The 26,970-nt window shown below is 42.3% G+C and carries 22 protein-coding genes; 6 read left to right on the forward strand and 16 right to left on the reverse strand.

What is annotated here, in order from left to right:
* Both K1X76_07115 and K1X76_07120 read left to right on the forward strand, forming a co-directional pair.
* Positions 1-1,026 (forward strand): hypothetical protein, encoded by a 1,026-nt coding sequence (locus K1X76_07115; GenBank protein MBX7148843.1) that lies wholly within the window; start codon positions 1-3, stop codon positions 1,024-1,026.
* A 137-nt stretch (positions 1,027-1,163) separates the two neighbouring features.
* Entirely contained in the window at positions 1,164-1,742 is a 579-nt protein-coding gene (locus K1X76_07120) for a lytic transglycosylase domain-containing protein (protein MBX7148844.1), read from the forward strand.
* Positions 1,743-1,851: 109 nt separating this feature from the next.
* On the opposite strand, the gene sixA is transcribed toward K1X76_07120, so the two are convergent.
* Positions 1,852-2,286 carry a phosphohistidine phosphatase SixA gene (sixA, locus tag K1X76_07125; protein ID MBX7148845.1) on the reverse strand — a complete coding sequence of 145 codons (435 nt, stop codon included), beginning with the start codon at positions 2,284-2,286 and terminating at the stop codon, positions 1,852-1,854.
* A complete protein-coding gene (locus K1X76_07130; protein ID MBX7148846.1) occupies positions 2,274-3,062 on the reverse strand; it encodes a 3'-5' exonuclease in 789 nt (262 codons plus the stop codon). The genes sixA and K1X76_07130 overlap by 13 nt, the downstream gene beginning before the upstream one ends.
* Positions 3,063-3,129: 67 nt before the next feature.
* On the opposite strand from K1X76_07130, the gene K1X76_07135 reads away from it, so the two are divergent.
* The 4 genes from K1X76_07135 (at position 3,130) to K1X76_07150 (ending at position 9,291) form a co-directional block, all read left to right on the forward strand.
* Positions 3,130-4,377 carry a TolC family protein gene (locus tag K1X76_07135; GenBank protein ID MBX7148847.1) on the forward strand — a complete coding sequence of 416 codons (1,248 nt, stop codon included), beginning with the start codon at positions 3,130-3,132 and terminating at the stop codon, positions 4,375-4,377.
* Positions 4,374-7,430 carry an efflux RND transporter permease subunit gene (locus K1X76_07140; protein MBX7148848.1) on the forward strand — a complete coding sequence of 1,019 codons (3,057 nt, stop codon included), beginning with the start codon at positions 4,374-4,376 and terminating at the stop codon, positions 7,428-7,430. Before K1X76_07135 ends, K1X76_07140 begins: the two co-directional genes overlap by 4 nt.
* 121 nt (positions 7,431-7,551) lie before the next feature.
* Positions 7,552-8,580 carry an ATP-grasp domain-containing protein gene (locus K1X76_07145; GenBank protein ID MBX7148849.1) on the forward strand — a complete coding sequence of 343 codons (1,029 nt, stop codon included), beginning with the start codon at positions 7,552-7,554 and terminating at the stop codon, positions 8,578-8,580.
* An 18-nt stretch (positions 8,581-8,598) separates the two neighbouring features.
* Positions 8,599-9,291: a FecR family protein gene (locus K1X76_07150; protein MBX7148850.1), complete on the forward strand. Its 693-nt coding sequence runs from the start codon at positions 8,599-8,601 to the stop codon at positions 9,289-9,291.
* Between the two features lie 35 nt (positions 9,292-9,326).
* Here K1X76_07150 and K1X76_07155 read toward each other — a convergent pair whose 3' ends face one another.
* The 14 genes from K1X76_07155 to K1X76_07220 form a co-directional block, all read right to left on the reverse strand.
* A complete protein-coding gene (locus tag K1X76_07155) occupies positions 9,327-11,690 on the reverse strand; it encodes a DNA translocase FtsK 4TM domain-containing protein (GenBank protein ID MBX7148851.1) in 2,364 nt (787 codons plus the stop codon).
* Between the two features lie 86 nt (positions 11,691-11,776).
* Positions 11,777-13,297 (reverse strand): cell division protein FtsZ, encoded by a 1,521-nt coding sequence (gene ftsZ, locus K1X76_07160; GenBank protein MBX7148852.1) that lies wholly within the window; start codon positions 13,295-13,297, stop codon positions 11,777-11,779.
* Positions 13,298-13,348: 51 nt separating this feature from the next.
* A complete protein-coding gene (gene ftsA / locus K1X76_07165) occupies positions 13,349-14,575 on the reverse strand; it encodes a cell division protein FtsA (protein MBX7148853.1) in 1,227 nt (408 codons plus the stop codon).
* A gap of 22 nt (positions 14,576-14,597) precedes the next feature.
* Positions 14,598-15,425, reverse strand: a complete 828-nt coding sequence (locus K1X76_07170) for an FtsQ-type POTRA domain-containing protein (GenBank protein ID MBX7148854.1) — start codon at positions 15,423-15,425, stop codon at positions 14,598-14,600.
* Complete coding sequence (locus tag K1X76_07175) at positions 15,422-16,345, reverse strand: D-alanine--D-alanine ligase (GenBank protein MBX7148855.1); 924 nt, start codon at positions 16,343-16,345, stop codon at positions 15,422-15,424. The genes K1X76_07170 and K1X76_07175 overlap by 4 nt, the downstream gene beginning before the upstream one ends.
* Entirely contained in the window at positions 16,335-17,351 is a 1,017-nt protein-coding gene (murB, locus tag K1X76_07180; GenBank protein ID MBX7148856.1) for a UDP-N-acetylmuramate dehydrogenase, read from the reverse strand. The genes K1X76_07175 and murB overlap by 11 nt, the downstream gene beginning before the upstream one ends.
* Positions 17,352-17,413: 62 nt before the next feature.
* Complete coding sequence (murC, locus tag K1X76_07185) at positions 17,414-18,799, reverse strand: UDP-N-acetylmuramate--L-alanine ligase (GenBank protein MBX7148857.1); 1,386 nt, start codon at positions 18,797-18,799, stop codon at positions 17,414-17,416.
* 2 nt (positions 18,800-18,801) lie between these two features.
* A complete protein-coding gene (murG, locus tag K1X76_07190; protein MBX7148858.1) occupies positions 18,802-19,872 on the reverse strand; it encodes an undecaprenyldiphospho-muramoylpentapeptide beta-N-acetylglucosaminyltransferase in 1,071 nt (356 codons plus the stop codon).
* Positions 19,873-20,068: 196 nt separating this feature from the next.
* Positions 20,069-21,193, reverse strand: coding sequence for a putative lipid II flippase FtsW (gene ftsW, locus K1X76_07195; protein ID MBX7148859.1), 1,125 nt, complete (start codon positions 21,191-21,193; stop codon positions 20,069-20,071).
* 184 nt (positions 21,194-21,377) lie between these two features.
* A complete protein-coding gene (gene murD, locus K1X76_07200; GenBank protein ID MBX7148860.1) occupies positions 21,378-22,709 on the reverse strand; it encodes a UDP-N-acetylmuramoyl-L-alanine--D-glutamate ligase in 1,332 nt (443 codons plus the stop codon).
* A gap of 8 nt (positions 22,710-22,717) precedes the next feature.
* Positions 22,718-23,794 carry a phospho-N-acetylmuramoyl-pentapeptide-transferase gene (mraY, locus tag K1X76_07205; protein MBX7148861.1) on the reverse strand — a complete coding sequence of 359 codons (1,077 nt, stop codon included), beginning with the start codon at positions 23,792-23,794 and terminating at the stop codon, positions 22,718-22,720.
* Positions 23,795-25,150, reverse strand: a complete 1,356-nt coding sequence (locus K1X76_07210; protein ID MBX7148862.1) for a UDP-N-acetylmuramoyl-tripeptide--D-alanyl-D-alanine ligase — start codon at positions 25,148-25,150, stop codon at positions 23,795-23,797.
* Positions 25,150-26,637, reverse strand: a complete 1,488-nt coding sequence (locus K1X76_07215) for a UDP-N-acetylmuramoyl-L-alanyl-D-glutamate--2,6-diaminopimelate ligase (protein ID MBX7148863.1) — start codon at positions 26,635-26,637, stop codon at positions 25,150-25,152. The genes K1X76_07210 and K1X76_07215 overlap by 1 nt, the downstream gene beginning before the upstream one ends.
* 4 nt (positions 26,638-26,641) lie before the next feature.
* A partial coding sequence (locus K1X76_07220) for a penicillin-binding protein (protein MBX7148864.1) occupies positions 26,642-26,970 on the reverse strand: 329 nt, incomplete at its 5' end.

A 26,970-nucleotide genomic window follows, 5' to 3' on the forward strand; every position in this document is an offset into this window, starting at 1 on the left:
ATGCGCCAATACCTTTTTCTGATAAGCTTTATACTAGTAAGTTGCAGCCAAGCTACTTCCAGCTCTCATAACACAGGCATTACAGCCGAAACAGGCGTGGTTATTGGCAATCCCAAAGAAATTCCCATGATGGAAAGTTTTTTACCCAAGCGCGAGGTAATTGATTTTACCTCCATGGTTGATAAACTTTCTAAAAGTTTAGAAAGCGATTCTGTAGACAAAACAGAAAAACACTTAAAAAATATCAAGTACACTTTAAATTTTATCAATAATTTTTTTGGTAATTTTAAAGACCAGGCCAAGATGTATTACAGTCTTTTCGAAAAGCATAATATCACTACCATTAGTACCCAACTTCAAACTATCACCGTAACGCCTGAAGAATCAGGATTTCCGCAAGATGCCAATTTGGGTATTAAAATAGATCCTAAAAATAATGATTTTGTCCAGCTTACCAAAATTGAAAAAGCGGATAACCTTACCACAAGCCAGTATATTTTTGATAATGCCGAATCCTATCCATTAAGAGGTGCTTTTTATTTTGTAGACCCGCGTGCCATGATGGATGTCCCCAACCGCGATATGCTTTATGGATATCAAATTATTTTTGATGTGTCTGATCCACTTATTACCAAAGTAGAAGGTGAAGGCTATACTCAGTTTAATGGTAAACGTGTTTTTGTAATGATAAAGCTGCAGTGCAATCAAGGCTCATCCGATTGCACGGTAGAAAGTTATTTCCGGTATTTGGACGATCCATCACAAAAAATACTCGCCTCCCGTTTGTACTTTATAGGCAACTCTAATACTTTGTGTGGTGGCGTGGTTGACGATATAACCAATTGGGCCGAAAAAGAGAGTTATGAAATCAATCTCGATACCGGCACCGTAACACCCGGTTGTGCCATTCCTAACCCTCTCCTAAACAATGGCCAGGTGCTCTTTGAAGATTTTAGGGATTTATTTAAGAACTTATACCAGGGACAGGGCTGGGATACGCTGAGTGCCGACCAGATTGAGCTCTAAAAAGCGTCAAAAAACCCAACACTTTTCATTTCGATAAAAATTAAAATATATATAAATCAATAACTTATACTTTTAACCCCATATTTATACGTCATTTTTAGCAACCTTTTAGGCCTAGATACCGATAATTAAGGCTTATGAGACGTGTTACTAAAATTGGCTTGGTATCCTTAATAATGAGTGTGGGCATGTTTGCAGCCTCGCACCGCTCTTTATCGCAAGAAGAAACCCAAGTACTTAATTTAGCTCAGGTTATTGCTAAAGAAGCCAAAGGTCAGGCTAAAGTTAGCCCCTATGGCCTCTCGCGCGATGTTTTGGCCCTCTCTAAAGAATACAATATTGACCCTTTACTTATTACCTCTCTTATTAAGGTAGAAAGCTCGTTTAACCCCCAGGCTAAATCACAGGTGGGTGCTATTGGTTTAATGCAAACCATGCCTGCTTTAACTAAACAGGTGGGTCATGAAACCGGCGTTAAAAATGCCGATGATTTATGGGATCAAAAAAATAATTTAAAAACCGGCGTTCATTATTTTTCTTATTTGTTAAACAAATACAACTACGACACCCACAAAGCTTTAACCGCCTACAACATGGGCCCCGGCAATTTAAATAAAGCCATTAAAGCCGGCAAAGTACCCAATATTTATGCCGGTAAAGTTCTTAAAAACTATAAGAAATTTATGTTGGCTTCTAATCAGTCCAATTTTTTATAAGAATAAAAATTTAAGAGTAACCCACCCTGTCCCTCCCTTAGCTTAAGGGAGGGTACTTTCTTAGCCCCTCCACCTTAGATTAAGGGGGAGGACGGGAGGGGGTTACGCTTTACACATCCCGATAAAAAAGAAGCGCCCCATCTTCCACACAACAAAGCCCCGAAGTAGAAAACCCCACGCGATCATCTCCTGTTAAATGCTGCACCAGACGACTCACCAGAGGCATATGTGACACCAGTAAAATCTCGCCCTCGGTTTCCACAATATCGGTCCACACTTGCCCGGGAGAAGCAAAATGTTTTAAGGAATCAAGATAGGTAATAGAGCCCTTGTAAGAAATTTCTTTAGAAATAATATCAGCCGTCTGCCGCGTACGCACAAAGGGGCTAGCATATATTTTTGTGATTTGAGAATTTTGAGAAAGCCACGTTCCCACACGCTCGGTATTTTTACGGCCTACGGCTGTTAACTGCCTTTTTTCGTCGCTCGTTGATTCCGGTTCGGCTTCTCCATGACGCAAAATAAAAATCTTCACGGCTGCCATTCTCCAAAATGCTCAAGGTACAATTTAAAATATCCTTCTTTATCACGTTTCTCTTCCAGCATCTTGCGCGCTAAACCCACCAACTGTTGTTCTTGTGCAAGGCTTATTTCACCTGTCATCACCCGTGTGCGTAAAAAAACAAAATAAGTGTCCATCACGTCCGACAAACAATAATCATCAATTTTAAATTGCTCGCCGTTTTTAAACAGTTCTTCCACCATATGACCCTTGGTTTCCATCTTGCCGGGCTTGCCTAAAATTTTACTGAAAAGATCTAAACCACCACGATATTTAATAGCCCCGCTATTGGTTAAAAAATCCTGCAAATCAATTTGATACTCATCGGCAAAACGGTAACGAGGACCAAACTTCTTAAAATAAAACGGACCAATTGTAATTCCCAATTGAAACGCCCAATGCTCCATCAAGCGCGCATCATAACCACGCCCGTTGAAGTCCACCAAAATAGGCTGACTTTTGTTATAAGTTTCCCAGAACGCTTCAACAATACTGCGTGGTGTACGTGGGGTAATATCTCCAATAAGACCAATTTTTTTAATGGTAAAATCTTCACGGATGGCCGCTGCCGCCATGCACACAGGCGTGTGATAAGCTGCATTCACAAAATCTCGGCCTTCTTTTGACAATTCTTCCTGATGCAGCTTTAAGGCTTCGTCGTCGGAGAGGTTTTGCCCGGCAAAAAGCACCTTATTAAGTAAGGGTTTATTAACAACTGATTCAATATCGTACACCAAATATTTAAATTCTTTAGCCATGCGCGGCACCTTAGAAGATTTTAGTTCCTCATTCAAGCGAACAATGATAGGGAAAACTACTATAAGTATGAAATGGCCCCTTGCATTACTGTGTTTGCTTGTATCGCCCATCACCTGGGCCAACCCCCTTACTTTAAAGCAAGTATTTGAAAAATCACTCACTTATCAAGAGGCAGTTCCTCTTAAAGAAGAACAAATACGTGAAACAAGGGCCCAAATTGCAGGGATAACGGCCAAAGTATTACCTCATATAACAGCTCACGCCAGCGAAGAGCTGCAAGATAACGATGTAAATAGTACGTTTGGTAGCGAGATCGTGCGCTTTTCAACTCCCGAAGCCAATTTAAAAATTACTCAACCCTTGTTTCATGGTCTTTCCGAATTTCACGCTTTAAAAGCGGCTAAGTACACCCTCAAAGCCCAGGATGCACAACTCACTCGGGCCAAACTATTGCTCTTTAATGATGTAGCCCAAGCCTATCTGAATGCCCTGGATGCCAAACTCACAGTGGATGCCACACAAAAATTACTCACCACTTCCCGTGCTACCGATGCTGAAATGGATAACTGGTTTAAAATTGGAAAAGTGCGCGAGAGCGATGTGGTGGCCCACAAGGCGCAAACAGCTTTACTTGCTGCCCAGCTTGAAACCTATAAAGGAATTAAAGATACAAGCTACGAAGTACTCTCATTTTTAGACGGCGTTTCGCCCCATCCCGATCCTACATCCGAAAACATGGTGTTTCCTATTTTGTCACAATCCGACAGTGAAATTTTAAACTATATTAACAATACTCCTGAAGTTGTGGCTCAAAAGCAACAAGTAGCGGCTGCTAAAAAAACAGTAACAGCCAAAAAAGGATATTTACTGCCACAGGCCGATGTAGAGGGTAATTATTATGCGTACCGCACCGGCCTATCCAAAAATGTGGATTGGGATGTAACCTTTAGGATGGAAATGCCCGTTTTTAACTTAGAAAATTATGCGGCCATCAAACAGGCTAAATCCCAAAAAAAGCAGCAAGATTTAATACTGGCCAATACAATCAAACAATCCGAAAGCACGCTCAAACAAAAACTGGCTCTCTACAAATCGAGCATCAAACAAAAAAATACCATGGCCACAGCCGGAAATTTGGCTAAACAAGCCTACGACTTAAAAAAGCAGGATTTAAATTTGGGACAAATTAGTACCGTTGATTTTTTATCGTCCGAAAAAAATTATTTTGAAACCTACCTCAATAAAAAAGACACGCTCGTCAATTACCTGCGCTCCAAAATTGAACTGGTTCTTGCCATGGGAGTGTTGCCATGAAAATTTCAGAAATTTCCATCAATAAACCGGTAATGTCGTGGATGATTGTGGTGGGCCTTATTCTATTTGGGCTTGTATCCTTAACCAGCATTGGCGTTTCCGAAATGCCCGATGTGGATTTCCCGGTTGTTGACGTGCAGGCTACTTATCGGGGAGCTGCCCCCGAAATTATGGAAACCGATGTGGCCGACGTGCTGGAAGAATCGGTGATGACCCTGGAAGGCATCCGCAGCATTTCTACCAGCTGTAAACACGAAGAAGCGAACATCACCATCGAGTTTGAACTATCGCGCGATATCGATCAGGCTGTGCAGGACGTGCAAACCAAAATTGCCCAGGCGCAAAAAAGGCTGCCCGATGACATGGACCCGCCCATTGTGACAAAAACAAATCCAGAAGATAACCCCATTATGTGGGTTTCTCTTTCAAGTACAAAAGAAGGAAGTTTGCGTGATGTAATGACGCTAGCCCGTAATCAGGTAAAAGACCGCTTTCAAACAGTAACGGGTGTGGGTGAAATTATTCTCTCCGGTTTTATTAACCCGGTAGTACGTGTATGGCTTATTCCCGAAAAATTAAAGGAATACGAACTCACCGTAAATGATATTTTAGATGCCATTCAAACCGAACACCGCGAAATTCCCGCTGGCCGTATGGAAACCGAAACCACCGAATCAGAAATTAGATTTTATGGTGAAGCGGTTACCGTAGAAGACTTTCAAAACATTTACATTAATAAACGTGGTGGCAATACCATGACCCAACCCATACGCCTGGGAGACATTGCCCGTGTAGAAGCTGGCTTAGATGATATTCGCCGCATCAGCCGTACCAATGGCGGCATTGCCGTTGGCTTGGGGATAAAAAAACAACGCGGTTTTAACGCTGTAGCTGTTGCCGATGAAATTAAAAAACGCATGGCGGAAATTCAAAAAACGTTACCACCCGACATGCTCATTCAGGTTAACTTTGATTCCACCAATTTTATCCGCGAATCGGCCGGCGAAATGAAGTTTGAACTTATTATGGCGGCCCTCTTAACGGGGATAGTCTGCTTTGTCTTTTTAGGATCGTTTAACACCACGCTCAATATTTTAATCGCCATCCCCACGTCTATTATTGGCTCGTTCATGTTTATTAAGTTTTTTGGTTTTACGTTTAACAATTTCACCTTCTTGGCACTTACACTAGCCATCGGTATTGTGGTGGATGATGCCATCATGGTGCTGGAAAATATTGTGAGGCATCAGGAAATGGGAAAAAAACCATATCCTGCGGCTATGGAAGGCACTCGTGAAATTGCCCCGGCAACCCTTGCTACCACCATGGCTATTTTAGCCATTTTCGTTCCTGTTATTTTTATGGAAGGGGTAATGGGAAAATTCTTTTTACAATTCGGTATTGTGCTTTGTGGTTGTGTCATCTTGTCTCTTATTGAAGCCTTAACACTCACTCCATCACGCAGTGCCCGTCTAAAATTCATCAACCATAATCCCAATCGTTTGATGGTGTTCATGGATAAAACCTTTACAGATTTATCCCAAAAATATTCGGATCTTTTAGAAAAAGCACTGAATAACAAAAAGAAAGTACTAATCTCGGCAACTCTTATTTTTATTGGTTCCATGGCACTGTTGCCTTTTATTAAAAAAGAATTTGTTCCATCGCAAGATCAGAGCATGTTTTTAGTTATTGCTCAAACGCCTATGGGTTCATCCATTAACTTTACCAGCGGTAAAATGGCCGAGCTTGAAAAAATTGTAGCCGAGCAACCCGAAGTACTTCGTTACTTTGTAGCCGTAGGCGGCTTTGGTGGTGGCGAAGTGACACGCGGCATGATGTTTATCACCATGAAATCCATTCATGATCGCGATTTATCACAAGCCGAATTCATGAATAAGCTGCGTGAAAAATTTAAAGCTGTGCCGGGTTTATTTACAGTAATGCAAGATCTTTCTACGCGTGGGCTTACAGCCAAACGCGGTTTCCCTATTGAATTTTCGGTACGTGGCCCCAACTGGCAAAAGCTTTCGGAGATTTCCAAAGAGTTGATGGACGCCATGAAAGCTGACCCCGATTTTAAAGATGTGGATACCGATTATAAATTTGGCCAACCCGAAATACGCGTTATTCCCAACCGCATTGAAGCCGGTAAACGTGGCGTATCAATGGAAGCCATAGGAAAAGTTTTAGAAGCCACCATGGGATCATACCGCGAAGGCAAATTTACCGAAGGAGGCCGTCGTAATGATATTATGACACGACTGGATACCCCTTACCGCCAGCAAGCTGCCGACATTAAAAATCTGTTCGTGCGTAATAACCGGGGTGAGTTAGTAAGTTTAGCCGATGTGGTAACTACCGAAGAAGTTAAAACCCTGCAAAGCATCACCCGTCAGGAACGTGAACGTGCCATTAGTATTTACAGTAACATTGGCGATAAATCCTCACAACAAACGGCCATTAAAAAAGTGGAAGCTTTGGCTAAAAAAATTGTTCCGTCCGATTATCGTCTGGTATTTAGCGGATCGGCACAAACTTTTGCCGAATCGTTTGGCAGCCTGGGTTTTGCTTTAATACTGGGGCTTATTGTGGCTTACATGGTGTTAGCGTCGCAATATAACAATTATGTGCATCCATTAACGGTATTGCTAGCCCTCCCCTTTGCGTTCTCCGGTGCCTTTATGGCGCTTTTTATTTTTGGGAAATCGATCAATATTTATTCATTCATTGGTCTCATCTTGCTGATGGGTATTGCTAAAAAGAATTCAATCATGCTGGTTGATTTTATCAGCCAACGCCGTACGGAAGGTCTTTCGTTAAAAGATGCTATCGTGAAAGCCTCGCCCCAGCGTTTACGTCCTATTTTGATGACTTCTATCACTATCATCGCCTCGGCCATTCCCACCGCTTTGGGCTTAGGACCTGGCTCCGAAGTACGGGTACCGCTTTCACTGGTTATTATTGGCGGGATGATTTTATCAACCGGCCTTACCCTTTTTGTAGTGCCCTGTGCCTATGCGGTGTTGGCGAGATTGGAGAGAAGAACGTAGATGTTGATGGTGGATAGTGAATAGTGGATGGCAAGAAAAAGCCTACTCTTTTCTTTACTATCCACCATCAACCATTCACTATCCACTTCCCCTTATCCCCCCAAAATGATAAAAATAAGACATGCCTCAAAACATACTCGTTATTTTCGATGCGCCCGAAAATTATCCGGCGGGTTATACTTTTGAAAAAGAACTTCAGCACGATCCCGATTGGTCTGCCGAAAGGGATGTGATTCAGTCGCTTAAAAGAAATGGGCATACAGTATCACTTTTAGGCATTTGCGATGATTTTGACGAGATGGTCTCTCGCATTAAATCTGCCAATCCCGACTGCATTTTCAATTTAGCTGAACAATTTTTATTTGAATCCACCTTCGATCGTCACCTGGTAGGGCTTTTTGAAATGCTGCAAATTCCCTATACGGGCCCTGGCCCTTCTGCTCTTTTCTTGTGTAAAAATAAAGGAGTCGCTAAAAAAGTTTTAGGTTACGAAGGAATTTTAACACCACAATTTCAAATTTTCCCCCGTAAAGACAAAATAACACTGAGTAAAAAAATGAATTTCCCTCTTTTTGTAAAACCACTACGCGAGGAAGCGTCTTATGGCATTACCGAAAATTCTCTTGTTCATAATGCAGCCCAGCTTAAAAAGAGAGTGGCGTTTATCCACCAGAACATGGCACGTGATGCCATGGCGGAGGAATTTATTGAAGGAAGAGAATTATATGTGAGCATTTTGGGCAATAAAAAACCCGACGTACTCCCAATACGTGAAATGGTATTTGAAAAATCACTCCATCCCGAACGCGAATTCGCCAGTTTTAAAGCCAAATGGAATAAAGAGTATCGTCTGCAAAAAGGGATTAGAAATGATTTTGCGGCAAAAATGCCCAAAGCTTTAGAAAAGAAAATTAAGGAAACAGCTACCGCTATTTATCGCCTTCTCTATCTTTCGGGTTATGCGCGTTTAGATTTTAGATTAGATAAAAGGAATCGTCTCTATTTTATTGAAGCCAACCCCAACCCGCACATTGGATCCGACGAAGATTTCTCACAGGCCGCCGCTAAAGCTGGTTATTCGTATGATGAACTGGTGTCCACCATTGTGGAACTAGGCATCGAAGAACATAAAAGTTTTTTTGAGAGATAATTTTTCTAGGAGATTTTTATGAAACAGATTCTTTATATTGCTATAATCATTTTTATTATATGGGCAAGCCCCGTTTATGCTGGCACTCCTGTTGGTGAAATTGGATCATTAACCGGAACGGTAAGTTTAAGCGGAGACGAAGGCAGCCAAAGCCAAATAAACATAGGTGACACCGTACATTTAAACGATACGGTAACAACCTCTAGTAAAAGTACGGCACAAATTAACCTGAATGATTCTTCCATTTTAAGCATGAAGGAAAAATCAAAAATTTATATCAGTGAGTTTTTAGTTTCAAATGGTACACGTCAATCAAGAATTGAGATTGGATACGGAAAAGTAAAAGCAAATATCCAAAAAATGTTTAAGGGGGCCGGAACAACAACCGAGTTTTATACACCTACGGCAGTTATCGGTATTCGCGGCACTCAGTTAGTGATGGAGGTCAGAAAAGGCAGTACAAAAGTTTATTGTTTAGAAGGTAATATACGAGTCACAAATCCCGACTTTCCCGATGAAATTATTAATGTGGCCGCTGGCATGGCTACCGATGTGTTATTAGGACAAATTCCTTCTATTCCTTCTCAAATTCCGGCTGATGTTTTAAATGGACTTACAAACGGCTTTATCCCGGCGGGAATTTCAAATCCTAAAGATATGGTTACTGATAAGGTAAAATCCAAGTTACCTTCTTTGCCTTTTTTTCCTTAAAATATAAGACGGCAAAGCGTGATACTCTAACGGGTTTACTGATTGCTAAACGAGCTCACCAGCACCTGACGGTGGCCAGTGGCAGTGGCGGGGGTTACAATGCCTTCCATTTCCATGCGTTCTATCATGCGGGCAGCGCGGTTGTAACCAACACGTAAACGGCGTTGCACAAAGGAAATTGAAGCTTGTTTACTTTCGGCAACAATCGCAACCGCCTGATCATATAATTCATCGGCTTCTTCTTCCTGCCCTCCGGCGCCACCTTCTCCACCTTCGCTGCCTTCAACCGGTTGCAAGATAGATTCGTTGTAAACAGGTTTGGCCTGCTTCTTTAAAAATTCCACCACACGACCCACTTCACTTTCCGAAATAAACGCACCATGCACACGCATCATTTTGGAAGTGCCGGGAGGAACAAAAAGCATATCACCGTTACCCAATAAACGTTCGGAACCGACTGTATCTAAAATAGTACGGCTGTCGTGTTTGGACGAAACTTTAAATGAAATACGCGCCGGGAAATTGGCTTTGATTACACCTGTAATAACGTCCACCGACGGGCGCTGAGTGGCTAAAATAAGGTGAATGCCCGCTGCACGTGCCATTTGTGCCAAACGCATAATGGTGGCTTCTACTTCGTTGGACGATACCATCATGAGATCGGCTAATTCGTCGATGATGATTACGATATAAGGCAGTTTTTCGCTGTGATCTAAAGCTTCAATTTCATCACCGCCTGTTACTTGTCCTTTTTTCTCGGCCGAGCGTGAGGTGAATTGTTTGCTTTCAATTTTGGCATTGTAATTGGTGATATTGCGCGCATTGATATCGGCCAATAATTTATAACGGCGTTCCATTTCGCGCACAGCCCATTGCAGTGCTAAAGCCGCTTTTTTGGGAGACGTTACCACGGGCAAAAGAAGATGTGGAATATCTTCATAGATGGACAATTCCAACATTTTGGGATCCACCATGATCAGCCGCACTTCTTCGGGGCGTGCTTTATAAAGGATAGAAATAATCATGGAGTTGATCGACACCGATTTACCGGCACCTGTAGCACCAGCAACAAGAAGGTGCGGCATTTTGGCCAAATCGGAACAATACGGAATACCCTCGGCATCTTTACCCAAAGCAAAAATCAGTTTAGATTCATTTTTTTGAAAACGATCGTCGGCAATAACATCTTTAAGCCAAACGGTTTCCCGTTCGTTATTAGGAATTTCAATACCCACCGCCGCCTTATTGGGCAAAGGCGCTACAATACGCACCGAGCGGCCTTCCATAGCCAGCGACAAATCATCCACCATACCCGAAATACGCGACAGCTTAATACCAGGCGCCGGTTGAAACTCATACATGGTGATCACCGGACCCGGATGAATTTCGGTTACTTTTCCGTGAATTTCAAAATCTTCCAGTTTCTTTTCCAAGAGCCGCGCATTCATTTTTAAACTTTCTTCATCAACATGAATGGTTTTATCGGTTTCGGCATCCAGCAAATTAAGCGGGGGCAATTTGTAGCCTTCTCCCAGGTTTTGAAACTCCAATTGAGGAGCTGCCGGCGCCTTCTTTTTTTCTTTTTTTGCACTAATCACCGGACCCGATTGCGACAGTCGTTGTAATTTTTCCCGAAGACCTGGCTCTATGGGAACACGACGCATTTCAGAAACTTCTTCTTCATCATCATCATTTATATCGCGCGCTATAACTGGAGCCGACAAGACAGGTTCGGCTTTAGGCGCAAGCTTTATTTCGCGAGGCGTATCAAGTCTCTTTTTAAAACGAGCCCAATGCACCGTCACCTGACTTCCAAGCCAAGTCAAAAAAGCACCCAAACCTTGCGAGGTTTTTGATGAAATATCACGCAGCGATAAACGGGTGGCCCAAATAAAGGTAAAAACAGAACCCGCAATTACAAGTAAATAGCTTCCGGTACGTCCTAAATAAGCAAGCCCCACATGTCCCAAAACACTGCCCAACAGGCCTCCCGCTTCTACTTCTACCGCACTGTAAATTAATTTTTCGGCGGCAAGCTGAAACAAAATAGACACAAAAATAGTAAAAACAACATATACGGGCAAATCGTAACGGCTCATTTTTTGGCGCACACCCATAAAGTAGGAAAGAGCAATAATAAAAAATATACCTCCTAAAAAATACGAGCCGCCACCAAATAAAAAGATGAGCGCATCAGATAGATAAGAACCCACAATACCACACCAGTTGTGGATGGGCATTTTAGAGGTAACCGAAAAAAATGAAGGGTCGAGCGGATGATACGACAAAAGGCTTAAATAAATAAAAACTCCAATAGCCAAAAAGAAAATGGCCGATAACTCGCGGCGTAATAAGGAGGGCTCTTGGGTAGTTTCTGTTTTTTTCGTTTTACGAGGCATATTTTATAAAGAAAGAGGGCTCCATAAATGGAGCCCCTACACATCATTCAAATCCGGATGCCTGTAGGGGCATCATTGATGATGCCCTAATCTGCACGGCGCCTAATAAAGGCCGGAACATCATACTCATCATCTATGTTATTCATCCCCAACTCCACTGCAATTTTCTTGAGGTCGTTTTCGTTTCTACCACGGATGATGTTGTTAATGTCCATCTCTTCGCCCCCGCCAGATGTATGTTCGGCTAGCATAGGTTCGGGGGAGTTTGATTTTTGTTGAATATGCTGAAAGGAAGAAGACGTTGTTTGAGCAGTTTTTGCAAAAGGGTTTTGAGTAACACGTTGCGCTCTTTCGGCCCATGGTGATGGCGTAGACGACGCAAAACTAGGGCGCTCACGCTCCACAACCGGCGCTTCACGGCGCACAAAACGGTTGGTGGATACATCGCGATTAGATAACGGAGCCGGCTCTGTAGCCGGAATAGCAGCGGGAATAGAAAATAAATCATCCTCCTCGGGCTGGGGGATAGAAGCCACAATAGGTGTTGCTTCAATTTCGGGCTTTGTAGCCTGCTTGGCTTTTTCCCAACTTTTAATGGTAAAAGGAGAAGGTTTATCGTCGCTTTTAAACGGCAACACTTTCTTTTCAATTTCCTTATTAAAACCCGTGGCAATAACCGTTACGCGCATTTCATCTTTCATGCGGTCGTCAATAACGGCACCAAAAATAATATTGGCATCTTCGTGAGCTTCTTCCTGAATAAGTTTACAGGCCTCGTTTACCTCAAATAATGTCATGGTGGAAGAACCGGTAATATTTAGTAAAATACCGGTAGCTCCCGAAATAGCCACATTTTCTAAAAGAGGCGATGAAATGGCCATGCGGGCAGCTTCTAAGGCACGCGTTTCACCGGTAGCAACACCGGTTCCCATAAGAGCCATACCCGTTTCTTTCATAATGGTTTTTACATCGGCAAAATCCAAATTAATAAGACCCGGAATGGTAATTAAATCGGAAATACCTTTTACAGCTTGCAGCAACACATCATCAGCTTTTTTAAAGGTATCTAAAATAGGAGTATCTTTGCCTGCCACTCCCAATAAACGTTCGTTGGGAATAATAATGAGCGTATCCACTTCACGGCGTAAATCTTCAATCCCTTGTTCGGCTTGCTTAAGACGCTTTTTACCTTCAAACACAAAGGGCTTGGTCACTACACCCACAGTTAAAGCACCCGCTTCTTTGGCAATTTTAGCAATAACCGGAGCCGCACCCGTACCCGTACCGCCACCCATACCTGCGGTAATAAACACCATGTCGGCACCACTTAATGTTTCGCGGATGGTTTGAACATCTTCCAAGGCCGCATTTTTACCTACTTCGGGGTTAGACCCAGCACCCAAACCGCGCGTTAGCTCGGTTCCAAGCTGGATTTTTACCATGGCCTCGTTGGTTTTAAGCGCCTGAATATCGGTATTGGCCACCACAAACTCTACGCCTTCAAGCTTGGCCCTAATCATGGTTTTAATGGCATTGCCACCGCCGCCACCAACACCCATCACTTTAATTTTTGCAGCTGTTGCCAAGTCTTCTTCAAATTCAAACATAAAACCTCCATTACTAACAGGTCATCCCAATAACAAGATACCTCTTACAAACTAAAAAATTTCAGAAATCCAGTTTTTCATGCGCTGCTTTACTTTTTGATACACACCATCATCGCGTACCTTAAAGCGGCTATCATGCAGCATGCGGCTTCCATGCATCACTAATCCTACTCCGGTAGAGTACATGGGGCTTTTTACAACATCAACCAAGCCACCAATGCCACGCGGAGTACCACGACGCACAGGAAAATCAAAAACTTGTTCGGCTAACTCCGGCATCCCCTGTAAAATGGTAGCACCACCGGTAATCACCACACCGCTTGCAATTTTATCTTCAAAACCCGAACGGATAATTTCTTGGCGTACCAAGGCAAACATCTCTTCGGCACGGGGTTCAATAATTTCGGAAAGGATTTGGCGCGATAAAATACGGGGTTTGCGGCCACCCACCGAAGGAACCTCGATGGTTTCATCTTTATGCACCATAGAAGCCAAAGCGCAACCATATTTTTGTTTGATTTTTTCGGCCTCTGTAGGAGGTGTGCGCAGCCCAATGCCTATATCGTTAGTAATATGATTACCCCCAATAGTGAGTACATTGGTGTAAACAATGCTGCCACCTGAATAAATTACAATATCAGTGGTTCCCCCGCCAATATCCACCAAAACAACCCCTAATTCTTTTTCATCGTGCGTGAGCACGGCTTCGGAACTGGCCAATGGCTCTAACACAATATCATCTACATTTAATCCGCAACGGTTGGCACATTTTACAATATTTTGGGCACTGGTAACCGCAGCCGAAATAATATGAACTTTAGCCTCCAAACGAACACCCGACATACCCAAAGGCTCACGAATACCGTCTTGATCGTCTACAATAAATTCTTGGGGAATAACGTGAATAACCTCGCGATCCATAGGAATAGCTACCGCTTGAGCAGCATCAATCACGCGAGTAATATCATTTTCACTTACTTCTTTATTTTTAACAGCCACAATACCGTGACTATTGATACCTTTAATATGCCCTCCGGCAATACCGGCATATACGGAGGTAATATCACAGCCGGCCATCAGCTCGGCTTCTTCAATGGCTTTTTTTATAGATTCCACCGTGGCTTCAATATTAACCACAACCCCCTTTTTAAGGCCCCGCGAAGGGTGGGATCCAATTCCAATAATATCGATACCGTCGTGAGTAATTTCACCCACAATGGCACAGATTTTTGTTGTTCCTATATCTAACCCGACAACGATGTTGTCTTTTTTCGCCATTTCTCTCTCCCGTTAAGAACTTTTATAGCCGCGCAAAAATTTTTCCATCTACATGCAAATCAACTCTACGGTACACAACTCCCTCTTGTTCTGTCTGTTTTAAAAACAATTCCAGACTAGAAAATTTTGGCGCATAGTCGCCAACTCCAAAATAAATTTGGATTTTGTTTTGAGGATTTTTACTTGTGTTACAAACCAGTGTAAGGCCATCGGTATCGTTATAGTTAATTTCGGAAACCTTCACATCTTCCAGTCCTTCCTTCATATTAAAATCTTTCAAAAATTGGAAGACCGAATTTAGTTTTGATGCAAAAAAGTTTGGAAATTTTTCCAATTTTTCTTTTTCAAACCCTGTGACCACCGGCAACTTGTATTCGTTTACATTTTTAATGCTCTTAAAAATTTTTCCGTCTTCGTTTACCAAAAAATAAGAGCGAGATCCCGATCCATCTTTAAGAGCTAAAATTGCCGATGGAACATACTCTACCACATCTAAAACAATCTTGTCTGGAAAAATCCGACGAACACTCACAAAATTTATCCAAGGCTCACGCTTGACGTTGTGGATAACTTGAGGGAGGTCTACCGAGAAGAGTGAGTTATCCACAGAAAGACCCGTTAAAGCCAAAATTTCTTGGGGTGTGGTGTGGGTTAAATGACCATTCACCATCACACGTTCTATTTTAAAGAAATTGGAGTATGCAAAAAAACGGTAGAGCACTACCACCAGCACAATAACAGCAAAACCGGTGCCATACAGCTTGATCCAATCCATCAAACTGCGTTTCATGCGGTACATATTGGGCCGCTTTTTAATTTTGCGATTAATTTGTTTGCGTTTAAACATCATATTTTAAGTCGTGCTGCCTGTAAAATTTGCTCACACAGCTCTTCAAAACTAAGTCCCACACATCCCGCCGCCTTGGGCAAAAGTGAGGTTTCGGTCATGCCAGGAATGGTGTTCACTTCTAAAAAATAGGGTTTTAGATGACGATTTAACATGTAATCGATACGAACAGCCCCCTCACAGCCTAATTCGCGAACAATTTTTTCACTTTCAAAGCCAATTTGACGGCTAATAGCCTCATCCAATGGCGCCGGGGCCAAATAATCGGTCATGCCCTTGGTGTATTTAGACAAATAATCGTACACGCCACTTTTGGGACGCACTTCAATTAAGGGAAGCGCCTTGCCATTAAGCACCGACGAGGTCACTTCTCTGCCTTCAATAAGTTCTTCTATGAGTATATCGTGATCAAAAGCCGAAGCTTTTTTAAGAGCCTCTGTTAATTCTTGGGCATTGGCGGCCCTACCCAAGCCAATGGAGGAGCCTTCGGTGTTGGGTTTCACAATAACAGGGTAATTCATCTTGAACGCCGCTACAAAATCGTCTACGGCTTGTGCGGTTGAATACACCGTTCCCTGCGGCATGGTAATACCAATATTTTGAAGCACACTTTTGGTGGCTTGCTTATTAAAGCAAAGCGCCGAGCTAAAAACACCGCAACCGGTATAAGGAATTTTAAGCCATTCTAAAGCCCCCTGGATAGCGCCATCTTCACCAAATTTGCCATGAAGAGCCAAAAAAGCACGGTCTACCTTGGCCTCCTCAATGGTTTTTATCCAGGTTTTATCGGCACAATCAATGCCGGTAACGGCATAACCCTTATTTTGAAGCGCATTTATCACAGCAGCACCCGAACGCAACGACACCTCACGTTCTTTAGATAAGCCACCGTATAAAACTGCTACTTTCATCTTATTCTCCAATAACTTTTACTTCGGGATCCAGCACAACACCGGTTTTTTCCTTAACTTTATCGCGCACCAAATTCATGAGCACCATCACATCTTTGGCCGTAGCGTCACGTTCGTTAATAATAAAATTGGCGTGCTTATCCGATACACGGGCACCGCCTACTCTAATGCCTTTTAAACCCGATTCTTCAATAAGAACTGCCGCATGCACGGCTTTTTTACCGGGTTTAGCCGGTTCCGGATTTTTAAACACCGAACCAAAATTGGGATAATTAAGAGGCTGAGTATCCACGCGCTTTTTCTTAAATTCTAAAATCGATTTTTCAATATCCTCTTGAGCACCAACATTAAGTCTAAAAATGCCCGATAAAATCATGGTGTTTTTGGGCAGTTTCAGCTTGCGGTACGAAAAATCCAGTTTTTCTCTTGAAATGGTTTTAACCTCACCCTCTTCGGTTAAAATACAAATTTCGCGGATAATATCGGCTATTTCTACGCCACGCGCACCGGCATTCATGGCCATAGCACCTCCCATAGATCCGGGAATACCCACTAGTGCCTCCATACCGGTTAATCGTACTTCGGCACATTTATTAACAAATGCCGTAATCCCAAGCCCGGCCCCTACCTGCACATCGGCGTTATTTTCGTTTTGAGACAAAACCTCAAATTGATTAAGCACCCCCACCACCGATACCACAAGCCCACGGATGCCTTTGTCTTTCACAAGAGTGTTACTGCCCGAACCAAACAAAGTGAGCGGCAAGGTTTGTTCACGCGCCAATTTAAAAATGGCAACAATATCATCTACACCCGACGGCTTTAAAAAAACATCCGCCTTACCGCCAATACGGATAGAGGTGTGCTCGTTCATGGGTTCGTTAAATTTAATATCGCCTTTAAAACAGGTGAGTAATTTGTCGCGCAGCTCATCCGATAGGGTAAAATTATTTTTTTCAGGTTTTACCCAACGTTTTAAAATTTCTTCTTTCCAATCACTCATAGCTTGCGTCTCCATAAAACCTTTCTTCCGTCATAATCCAGAACAGTAGTTGCCAATGTGACGGTGCTATATTCTTTTTATACTAGTACACCTGCATTCTTCAACTTTTTTGCCAGTTCTTTGCCAATTTTTGTGATATCGCCCGCCCCTTGCGTGAGAACAATGTCCTGTGGCTGCACAAATTTTAAGATATTGTCCACCACATGCCGGTCATTTTTTACATAATGAATCTCTTTCCCGCTTCGCCTAGCAATATCTTGAGCTAATTGAGCAGCTTCAATACCTTTAATGGGCGCTTCTCCTGCCGAGTAAATATCGGTCATAATCAGCACATCGGTACGATCAAAACAGGTTACAAATTCTTCATACAAATCTTCGGTACGACTGTAGCGGTGTGGTTGAAATACAGTAACCAAACGGCCGGCAAAACCTTCACGAATAGTTTTAATGGTGGCCTTAATTTCTTCGGGATGATGGCCGTAATCATCAATAACAGTGACTTGAGAGGTGGTAAGCAACACTTCGCAACGCCGGTGAACTCCTTTAAAACTTTTTAACGCCTGGCATGTTTTGGCAAACGATATATTGAGCTCGGATGCTACGGCAAATGCCGCCAGCGAGTTGAGCACATTGTGCTCGCCCAACATATTAAGGGTTACACGCCCTTTGGGAGCATTAAAAAGAGTGAGATCGTAAAAGGTATGCCCGTTTTCGGTTTTAATATTGGAAGCCATCACTTGCGCTTCGCCCGAAAAACCATAGGTGAGTACGCGCTTTTCAATTTTAGGCATTAACTCGCGCACAACAGGGTGGTCTATACACATGATGCAGGTACCATAAAAAGGTACCTTGTTGGCAAATTGCCTATAACACTCCACCACATTGTCGAAAGTTTTATAAAACTCCATGTGCTCGCGGTCGATATTGGTAATCACAGCAATAGTGGGCGATAATTTAAGAAAAGAACCGTCCGATTCGTCCGATTCGGCCACCATAAAATCGCCTTTACCCAAACGGGCGTTAGAGCGAAAGTGGTTAACACGCCCACCAATAATCATTGTGGGATCAAGACCTGCTTTATACAAGATACTGGCAATAAGCGAGGTAGTTGTTGTTTTGCCGTGCGTGCCTGCTACGGCAATGCCGTACTTAGAAAAACGCATCAGTTCAGACAACATTTCGGCGCGTTGAATAATAGGGATATGTTTGGCAGCGGCTGCCACAAGTTCGGGATTATCCTTTTTAATGGCCGAACTTACCACCACCACTTGAGCATCATCTATATTAGTGGCCTGATGTTTGTAATAAACCTTAGCTCCCAAGCGTTTTAGTCTTTTGGTGTTATCGCTCGATTTTGCATCCGAGCCCGACACAGAATAACCTAAATTTAAAAGCACTTCGGCAATACCGCTCATGCCTACCCCACCAATACCAACAAAATGCATTTTAAGTTTTTTATACATGCTTATGCCACCATCTTACTCATTTTATCAGCTACATCTCGTGCTGCACGGGGTTTTGCCAAATCAAAAGCTTTTTTAGCCATTATCATTCTTTTTTCCTTATTCCCCAATAAATCGTCCAAAATATTTTGTAATGTTTCAGGCGTGGCCTCATTTTGGTTTAACAATATTGCTGCATGATGATCCACAAATTCCTGTGCATTAAGCCTTTGGTGATCATCGGCCGCAAACGGAAACGGAATAAGTACCGATGGCAAACCCCACAAGGCTACTTCGGTCATGGTACCAGCACCCGAGCGCGCCAGTAATAAGCCCGTTTGGCTTAGCACTTCATCCAAATTATCAAAGAAAGGAGCCACAGTAACGTTAAGCGTCATCGCTGCGTATTCCTTTTTAACACTTTCAAAATCGGCCGGGCCCGTTTGATGAATCACTTTTAAATCGGGATATTTTTTGGCCAATGAAGGCAGTACTGCCATCACTTTTTCATTTACCGCCCTCGCTCCCTGCGACCCTCCTAAAATAGTAAGAGTATTCACAGGCTGATAAGCGTGGGAGGCTGGAATACGGGCAGATAGCACAGGATTACCTGTAACATAAACATTTTTTGAAAAATATTTTGTGGCATTTTCGTAATTTAAAAAAATCAGCTTGGCTATTTTTCCCAAAATACGGTTTGTAAAACCGGGAATGGAATTTTGATCAATAATGGCTGTAGGAATCCCTAAAAAAAATGCCCCCATCACAAGCGGCCCAGATGCATACCCGCCAATCCCTAATACTGCCGATGGTTTTTCGGAACGCAAAATTTTAAAACTTTGTATAAGCCCGCGAGGCAAACTAAAAAGAGCCTTTAATTTTTGCCCCAATCCATGACCTTTAAGTTGCTTGGCATCTATAAACTTTATTTTATAGCCATATTGAGGCACCAACTTTTTTTCAATCCCGCGCTCGGTACCAACAAAAACCACATCACCGCCGTCTTTTGTCCACACTTCGGCCACAGCCAAGCCCGAAAACAAATGACCTCCTGTTCCTCCTCCGGCAATGATGATTTTTTTTCCTGAAATCATGTTTTATTTAAAATATTGTAATCTTCAAAAGTAAAAAGTGTGATTTTATTTTTTCTAAAAAAATATATAGCCCACCTTTTAGTTCTCACCTTACTACCCATTAGCCTGGCTTTACAGAACTTGTGAGGACGTCATCTAATAAAGGCTTTTTTAATTCTTTAGAAAAAATAAAATCACACTTTTTACTTTTGTCCCCTCAAGCCTCGTGCGGATCTGCCGTAGAAATATTGAGTAGAATTCCCACCGCCATCAAGCTCACCATTAAAGACGACCCCCCGTAACTAATAAACGGCAAAGCCAACCCCTTGGTGGGAAGAAGTCCCATCACCACTGCCATGTTAAAAAAAGCCTGCACTCCAATAAGAGCGGTAATGCCAAAAGCTAAATACATCCCAAATAAATCTTTTGTTTTTAATGTAATAAGAAGCCCGCGAAAAATAAAAACAGTAAAAAGTGTGATAACTAAAAGCACACCTAAAAGCCCCAATTCTTCGCCTATCACCGAAAAAATAAAGTCGGTATGAGCTTCGGGTAAATAAAATAGTTTTTGTTTACCATCACCCAGGCCCACTCCGGTAACACCACCCGATTGAAAAGCGACAAAAGACTGAATCACCTGAAACCCCGAATCCATTTGATGCTGCCAAGGGTCTAAAAAAGCCATAATACGTTTACGACGGTACTCTACTGAAAAAATGGCAAAATAAAGAACGGGCAGTGCTGCCAAAAACGCTCCAAAAATATAGGCAAGTCGCGTTCCTGCCACAAAAAGCATCAGCATCACAATAATGGCAAGCGTGAGTGCTCCTCCCAAATCTTTTTGAATTAAAATGAGCAAAATATAAATTCCGCTAATAGCAATAACGGGCAAAAAGCCTTTGGAAAACTCCTTAATTTTCTCCCCTTTTTTAGCCAGGGCATAGGCCACAAAAATAACGGTGGTAAGCTTTGCCAGCTCGGAAGGCTGAAATGAAAATGGCCCAATACGAATCCAACGATGCACACCCTCCGACGTACCCCCATGCCCCACAGCCAATACAAACAGAAGCGCTAAAAAACTGAGAACAAGAAGGGGATAAACAATTTTCCAATATGCTTTATAGGGAATTTTTTTTGTAAAAAACAAAAGAGTTAAGCCCACGCAAATAAACAGAGCCTGTTTTTTGAGATAAAAATAACTATCGCTGTAGTTATGCTCAGCCGAAACCGCAGAGCTAGAAAACACCATAATCATCCCCACAAACACAAGAATGAGGGTAACCATGAGGAGATAAATATCAAAACTGCGGTATACCTTTTTTTCGTTAATGGATCTTCTCATTCTTAAATTCTCCCAAAACAACTTAATCGTGAGGTTTATTTTATTTTTTTCTTAAAACTGTAGCCCACCTTTAAGTCCTCACCCCTTCATACGGTAGACTCTTTCAACCTGCACTGGTGAGGACGTCATCTCATAGAGGCTTTCGGTTTTAAGAAAAAAATAAAATAAACCTCACGATCATTCCTTATTTTGCATAAAATTCTACCCACTTCTTAAAATCATCACCCCGTTCGGCGTAATTTTTATATTGGTCAAACGACGAACAACCCGGCGACAGTAAAACCACATCTCCTGCAGAAGAGTGCTTTACACATACTTCCACCGCTTCTTTCATAGTTTCATTTTTAGTAAGAGGCGCCACACCCAAAAAGGCTTTCTCAATAATATCACGCGCCTCCCCCATAACGGCCAAATGCTTTACCTTGCCTTTTACCAAACCTTTTAATGGAGCATAATCACCGCCCTTATCACGCCCTCCCATAATGAGTAGCACCGGGTTTTCAAAAGAAGCCAGTGACATCACAACAGACCCTACATTAGTACCTTTAGAATCATCGTAATATTTTACACCCTTATAATTACCCACCAATTCCAAACGATGCGGCAACGCTTTAAAAGTTTGAAGGCCTTTTGTAATTTGAGCTTGCGAAATGCCTAACGCGGTAAGTGCCAAGGTGGCAGCAAGCATATTTTCGTAATTATGAAGACCCACCAGTGAGGCCTCTTTTAAATTGTATGTTTCGTGACGCCCCAAACAATTGATAACCATAGTATGGCCGTCTACATAGCCGCCTTCTTTTACCTTAGACACTAAACTAAAAGTGAGAACCTGGGCCTTGCAAGCTTTTATCATCCGCACACCATAAGGATCGTCCTGATTGATGATGCTAAAATCGCTTGCGTTCTGGTTTTCATAAATTCTTTCTTTGGCTGCAGCATAGGCATTCATGCCGTCGTAACGCTCTAAATGATCGGCCGTCACATTAAGCATAATCGATATTTTAGGCTTAAACGTTTTGATGGTTTCTAATTGATAGCTAGACACTTCCACTACATAAAAACTTTTTGGATTTTCATGTACGGCTGTAATAAGGGGTGACCCAATATTTCCTTTAAGACTAGAAACATCACCCGCAAGATTTAAGGTATGATGAATAAGCGATACTGTGGTTGATTTCCCATTAGTACCGGTAACGGCAACTATCTGGCCCTTAATTTTTTGAGACGCCAGTTCCAATTCTCCTTCAAGCGGTATTTTCTTTTGCTGTGCAGCCTTAATATAAGAACGTTCATAGGGAATGCCGGGGCTTAACATAAGGCTTTGCGTTTCATCTAAAAGCACATCAGGAAAATTTTCAAAATAAAAAGTGTGATTGGGATATTTCTTTTGAGCGGCCTCAAAATTAGCACGTGATTTTTCTTCAAAGCCGTAAAAGGGAATATTTTCACGCGCAAAATAATCGGCCAAGGCCATACCGGTAATTCCTAATCCTATGATGCCGTATTTTTTTGTCATACTTACTCTTATCTCAATTTCATTGTCGCCAAAGCCGCCAATGCCAACACGAATGATACAATCCAAAACCGAACAATAATTTTAGGCTCACTCCATCCTTTTAGCTCATAATGATGATGCAGCGGCGCCATCTTAAAAATACGCTTGCCGGTTAATTTAAACGACAACACCTGGGTGATTACCGAGAGCGTTTCCACCACAAATAATCCACCCACCATAATTAAAAGAAGTTCTTGTTTCGTAATCAGCGCCACCAGCCCCAAAAGCCCACCCAAAGCCAGCGAGCCCACATCGCCCATAAAAATTTCTGCCGGATAGGCGTTGTACCACAAGAAACCAACAGTAGCCCCCACCACCGATCCACACACAATGGCCACTTCACCCGAATCTTTTACATAAGGCATTTGTAAATATTCCGAAAAAATACTATTGCCCACCACGTAAACTAAAAAAGCATAAGTAGCAAAAGACGTAATAGAAGGGACCGCAGCTAACCCATCTAAACCGTCAGTTAAATTAACGGCATTAGCAGTTCCCACCACCACAAAAATAGTAAAAAAGAGATAGGCCACACCTAAATCGGGAGTAAAATTTTTAAAGAATGGAAAATGAAGTTTAGTTTCAAGCCCCAAGTAACCGTACATGTAGAGGGAAGCAACCAGGCAAATAAACACTTCAATAATAATTTTATAGCGCCCTGGAAAACCTTTGGGGTCTTTTTTAATTACTTTGATGTAATCGTCGATGTAACCTACAAGCCCCATCCCCAAAAAAACAAAAAGACACACCCAGGTGTACGGGCTTAAAAAATTACCCCACAGAAAAACCGAAAACATCACCGCCAGTAAAATAAGTGCCCCACCCATGGTGGGCGTTCCCTTTTTGCTCAAATGCGATTCGGGGCCATCGGTTCTAATCACCTGCTTCATCTGTTTTTTTTGCAAGTAGCGGATAAAGGGCTTGCCTAAAACCAAGTAAAACACCATGGCCGTCAGAAGGCCGGCAAAAGTTCTAAAGGTTATGTATTTTAAAACATTAAACCCGCCCCACATCTCGTGAAGGGGATATAAAAAGTGATAGAGCATTTATACTCCGATGTCGTTTTTTAACAATTCAGCCACACGTTCCATTTGCATACCGCGTGAGCCTTTAATGAGAACAATTTCGTTCCCGGTTAATTCTTTTTGTACTGCTTTTGAAAGTTCCTCAATGGTACCAAAAGTTTGGGCTTTATTTGCAAAACCATCGGCCAGTAATGATCCCTCAGGGCCAAAAGCAAATAAAGACTTAAACCCAGTATCGGCCGCATAGCCGCCTACTTCACGATGAAGTGCTGGCGAATTTTTACCCAGTTCCAGCATACTTCCCAAAACAGCCAGTTTTTTTTGTGACGGAAATTTATCACTCACCGCCTTTAAAGCTGCCTTGGTGCTATCAGGATTAGCGTTGTAACAATCCACAACAAGAATCGTTCCATTTTTAAGTTTAGTTTCTTCTCCCCGCATTTTGCCTGGATGAAAATTGAGAATGGCTCTTTGTATGTTATCGTCAGTTAAGCCCAACGTAAGCGCCACCGATGATGCCGCCAAAAAATTTTGAGCCAAGTACTCGCCTACAAAGGGAAGCTGATAGGTAAAGCTTTTTTTGTGTTCTACAACCACTTCCATCCCGTTTGGGGTATAGGTAATTTTTTTAAGTTGGATATCAGCTTTGGGATTTTTCCCATACAAAATTTTTTGAGCCTGCGTGGGCAAAGCCAGCACGCGAGCATCATCAGCATTTACAAAAGCGGTGGTTTTGGGAGAAAGACGTAAAAATAATTCACCCTTTGCCTTGGCCACACCTTCAATACTGCCCAAACCTTCCAAATGGGCATGCCCAATGTTTGTGATAAGCCCGTAATCGGGCTGGGCCATTTCCGCCAAACGGTCAATCTCTCCAAAATGATTCATCCCCATTTCCCATACAGCAAATTGATGGGATGCAGTAAGCGTCATCATGGTTTGTGGCAGACCTATTAAATTATTGAGATTCCCCTCAGTTTTACAAACAGCTCCTTTTGCCGAAAGAAGCAGAGCCATCATATCTTTGGTGGTAGTTTTGCCGCTACTGCCAGTAAGACCAATAACAGGGATTAAAAATTTCTTACGCCAAGCATGCGCAATGTCTCCCAAGGCTTTTTCGGTATGCGCAACTAAAAGAACAAAAGGTGCTTGGGTGTAACTTGCGTTTTCGGAAACAATAAGACCTTGGGCTCCCTTTTTTAAGGCTTCATCACAAAAATTGTGCCCATTAAATCGAGCTCCTTTTAAAGCCAAATAGATATCTCCCTTTGTTACCGTCCGCGTATCGGTAGAAACACGCGTGATTGTATGAGCCGGATTACCGGCTATAAGTTTGCCACCAGTGGCAGTGATAATTTCCTGTAAGGTCAATTCCATTATTGTACTAATTCCCTCAATATTTCCTGATCCGAAAAATGCGTCTTGGTACGACCGATAATCTGATAGTCTTCGTGCCCTTTTCCCGCAACCAAAATAATGTCGTCTTTTCCCGATATTTGTATAATTTTTTGGAGCGCTTTTTTTCTATCAACCTCAACCAAAAAACCTTTTTGCCCGTCAAAGGGTTTAATACCGGCCTTATCAAGACCCGGGATAATTTCTTTAATAATCTGATCTGGATCTTCGGTGCGGGGGTTATCGGAAGTAACAACACATATATCGGCTAAACGGGCTGCTTCAAATCCCATTTTAGGCCTCTTGGTAGGATCACGATCGCCGCCACATCCAAAAACCACAAGCAATTTTTTATTTTTTAATTCATGCAAAGTTTCCATCACATTTTTAATAGCATCAGGCGTGTGCGCATAATCCACAAAAATATGACGACCACTCCTATCATTAACGCGTTCTAACCGTCCGGGCGTATGTGTAAATTTTTTTATTCCGGCCACAATATCTTTGTCAGTTACACCAGAATGACGTGCAGCCATCATAGCCGCCATAACATTGAGCATATTAAAACGGCCCATGAGGCTAGATTCTATAAAAATTTCTTTTCCATCCCATAAGAACGTTCCGTTAAATCCGGAGGCATTGAGTACATATTGCTTAGGATACAAATTATTGTTGTTAGAAAACCCGTAGGTTGCTAAAGGAATTGACTCTGCATTTATTTTTTTAATTAATTTCTCTTCGTAAAGCCCATCACCATGTACAATAGCTAACTTATCTTGTTTAACGCTTTGTTTTAGAATCCGGGTGAACAATTTTTCTTTAGCGCTAAAATACTCCTCCATACTTGTATGAAAATCCAAATGGTCTTGTGTAAGGTTTGTAAAAATACAGCAGTTAAAATGAACATTCTCTACACGCTTAAGATAAATAGCATGAGAAGAAGCTTCAATAGCGGCATGAGTGACACCGTTTTCAATCATCTTTAAAAAAATATTCTGCAAATCACGGGATTCAGGAGTTGTGTGTGTGGCTTCTTCTACATGGCCTGCATAACGGGTGTTGATAGTACCCACAATACCTGTTTTTCTCCCCTGCCAGAGAGCCTCTAAAAGATAAGTGAGTGTTGTTTTACCATTAGTTCCCGTTACACCCGCTACATAAACCTTGCGGGTAGGCTCCTTAAAAAAGGAAGCCGCCATACAAGAAAGAGCTTCACGCGCTCCCAAAACCCGGATTTGAGAAACTTTCAAATTATCAAAGAGCATTCCATCAGTCACAATAAGAGAAGCACCCTTCGTAACAGCATCAGGAACATAATGGCGGCCATCGGAGTTAAGCCCCGCAATAGCTACAAATACAGCCCCTGGCTTTACCAGCTTTGAATTGTAGACAATGTCGGTTACGGTACCATCGTCTATCATTCTTTTTTCTAAACACTCGATGTTGTTAACAAGTTCCGAAATTTTCATGAACTTAATCGTGCTGCGCCGCCTCTTTTTTGTCTTTGGCGGCCACCATCACTTTTTTATCGGGAGCTACACCACGGTAAGCCAAAGCTTCTTCTGCAATTTGTCTGAATACAGGTGCTGCCACCACCCCTCCATAATGTTGGGGTTGCGGCGAATCGTATACCACGTAAATAACAAACTCAGGAGCTTTGGACGGAACATATCCAATAAAGGAGCTCACAAAATTATGCTCATCGTAGGTTTTAGTAGCTGGATTTACTTTTTGAGCAGTACCCGTTTTACCAGCAACCGTATATCCCCCGGTGTTTGCCAAAGTTCCCGTACCACCTTCCA

Source organism: bacterium, assembly GCA_019695305.1.
GTDB lineage: Bacteria > UBA10199 > UBA10199 > UBA10199 > JAIBAG01 > JAIBAG01.

Coding starts and splice junctions, on each gene's coding strand:
- murC (MBX7148857.1), bottom strand. CDS start 18,799: ATGTATAAAAAACTTAAAATGCATTTTGTTGGTATTGGTGGGGTAGGC.
- K1X76_07150 (MBX7148850.1), top strand. CDS start 8,599: ATGAAACAGATTCTTTATATTGCTATAATCATTTTTATTATATGGGCA.
- K1X76_07155 (MBX7148851.1), bottom strand. CDS start 11,690: ATGCCTCGTAAAACGAAAAAAACAGAAACTACCCAAGAGCCCTCCTTA.
- K1X76_07140 (MBX7148848.1), top strand. CDS start 4,374: ATGAAAATTTCAGAAATTTCCATCAATAAACCGGTAATGTCGTGGATG.
- ftsW (MBX7148859.1), bottom strand. CDS start 21,193: ATGAGAAGATCCATTAACGAAAAAAAGGTATACCGCAGTTTTGATATT.
- murD (MBX7148860.1), bottom strand. CDS start 22,709: ATGACAAAAAAATACGGCATCATAGGATTAGGAATTACCGGTATGGCC.
- K1X76_07135 (MBX7148847.1), top strand. CDS start 3,130: ATGAAATGGCCCCTTGCATTACTGTGTTTGCTTGTATCGCCCATCACC.
- K1X76_07130 (MBX7148846.1), bottom strand. CDS start 3,062: ATGGCTAAAGAATTTAAATATTTGGTGTACGATATTGAATCAGTTGTT.
- ftsA (MBX7148853.1), bottom strand. CDS start 14,575: ATGGCGAAAAAAGACAACATCGTTGTCGGGTTAGATATAGGAACAACA.
- K1X76_07115 (MBX7148843.1), top strand. CDS start 1: ATGCGCCAATACCTTTTTCTGATAAGCTTTATACTAGTAAGTTGCAGC.
- K1X76_07210 (MBX7148862.1), bottom strand. CDS start 25,150: ATGGAATTGACCTTACAGGAAATTATCACTGCCACTGGTGGCAAACTT.
- mraY (MBX7148861.1), bottom strand. CDS start 23,794: ATGCTCTATCACTTTTTATATCCCCTTCACGAGATGTGGGGCGGGTTT.
- K1X76_07120 (MBX7148844.1), top strand. CDS start 1,164: ATGAGACGTGTTACTAAAATTGGCTTGGTATCCTTAATAATGAGTGTG.
- sixA (MBX7148845.1), bottom strand. CDS start 2,286: ATGGCAGCCGTGAAGATTTTTATTTTGCGTCATGGAGAAGCCGAACCG.
- K1X76_07170 (MBX7148854.1), bottom strand. CDS start 15,425: ATGATGTTTAAACGCAAACAAATTAATCGCAAAATTAAAAAGCGGCCC.
- K1X76_07145 (MBX7148849.1), top strand. CDS start 7,552: ATGCCTCAAAACATACTCGTTATTTTCGATGCGCCCGAAAATTATCCG.
- ftsZ (MBX7148852.1), bottom strand. CDS start 13,297: ATGTTTGAATTTGAAGAAGACTTGGCAACAGCTGCAAAAATTAAAGTG.
- murB (MBX7148856.1), bottom strand. CDS start 17,351: ATGGAGACGCAAGCTATGAGTGATTGGAAAGAAGAAATTTTAAAACGT.
- murG (MBX7148858.1), bottom strand. CDS start 19,872: ATGATTTCAGGAAAAAAAATCATCATTGCCGGAGGAGGAACAGGAGGT.
- K1X76_07215 (MBX7148863.1), bottom strand. CDS start 26,637: ATGAAAATTTCGGAACTTGTTAACAACATCGAGTGTTTAGAAAAAAGA.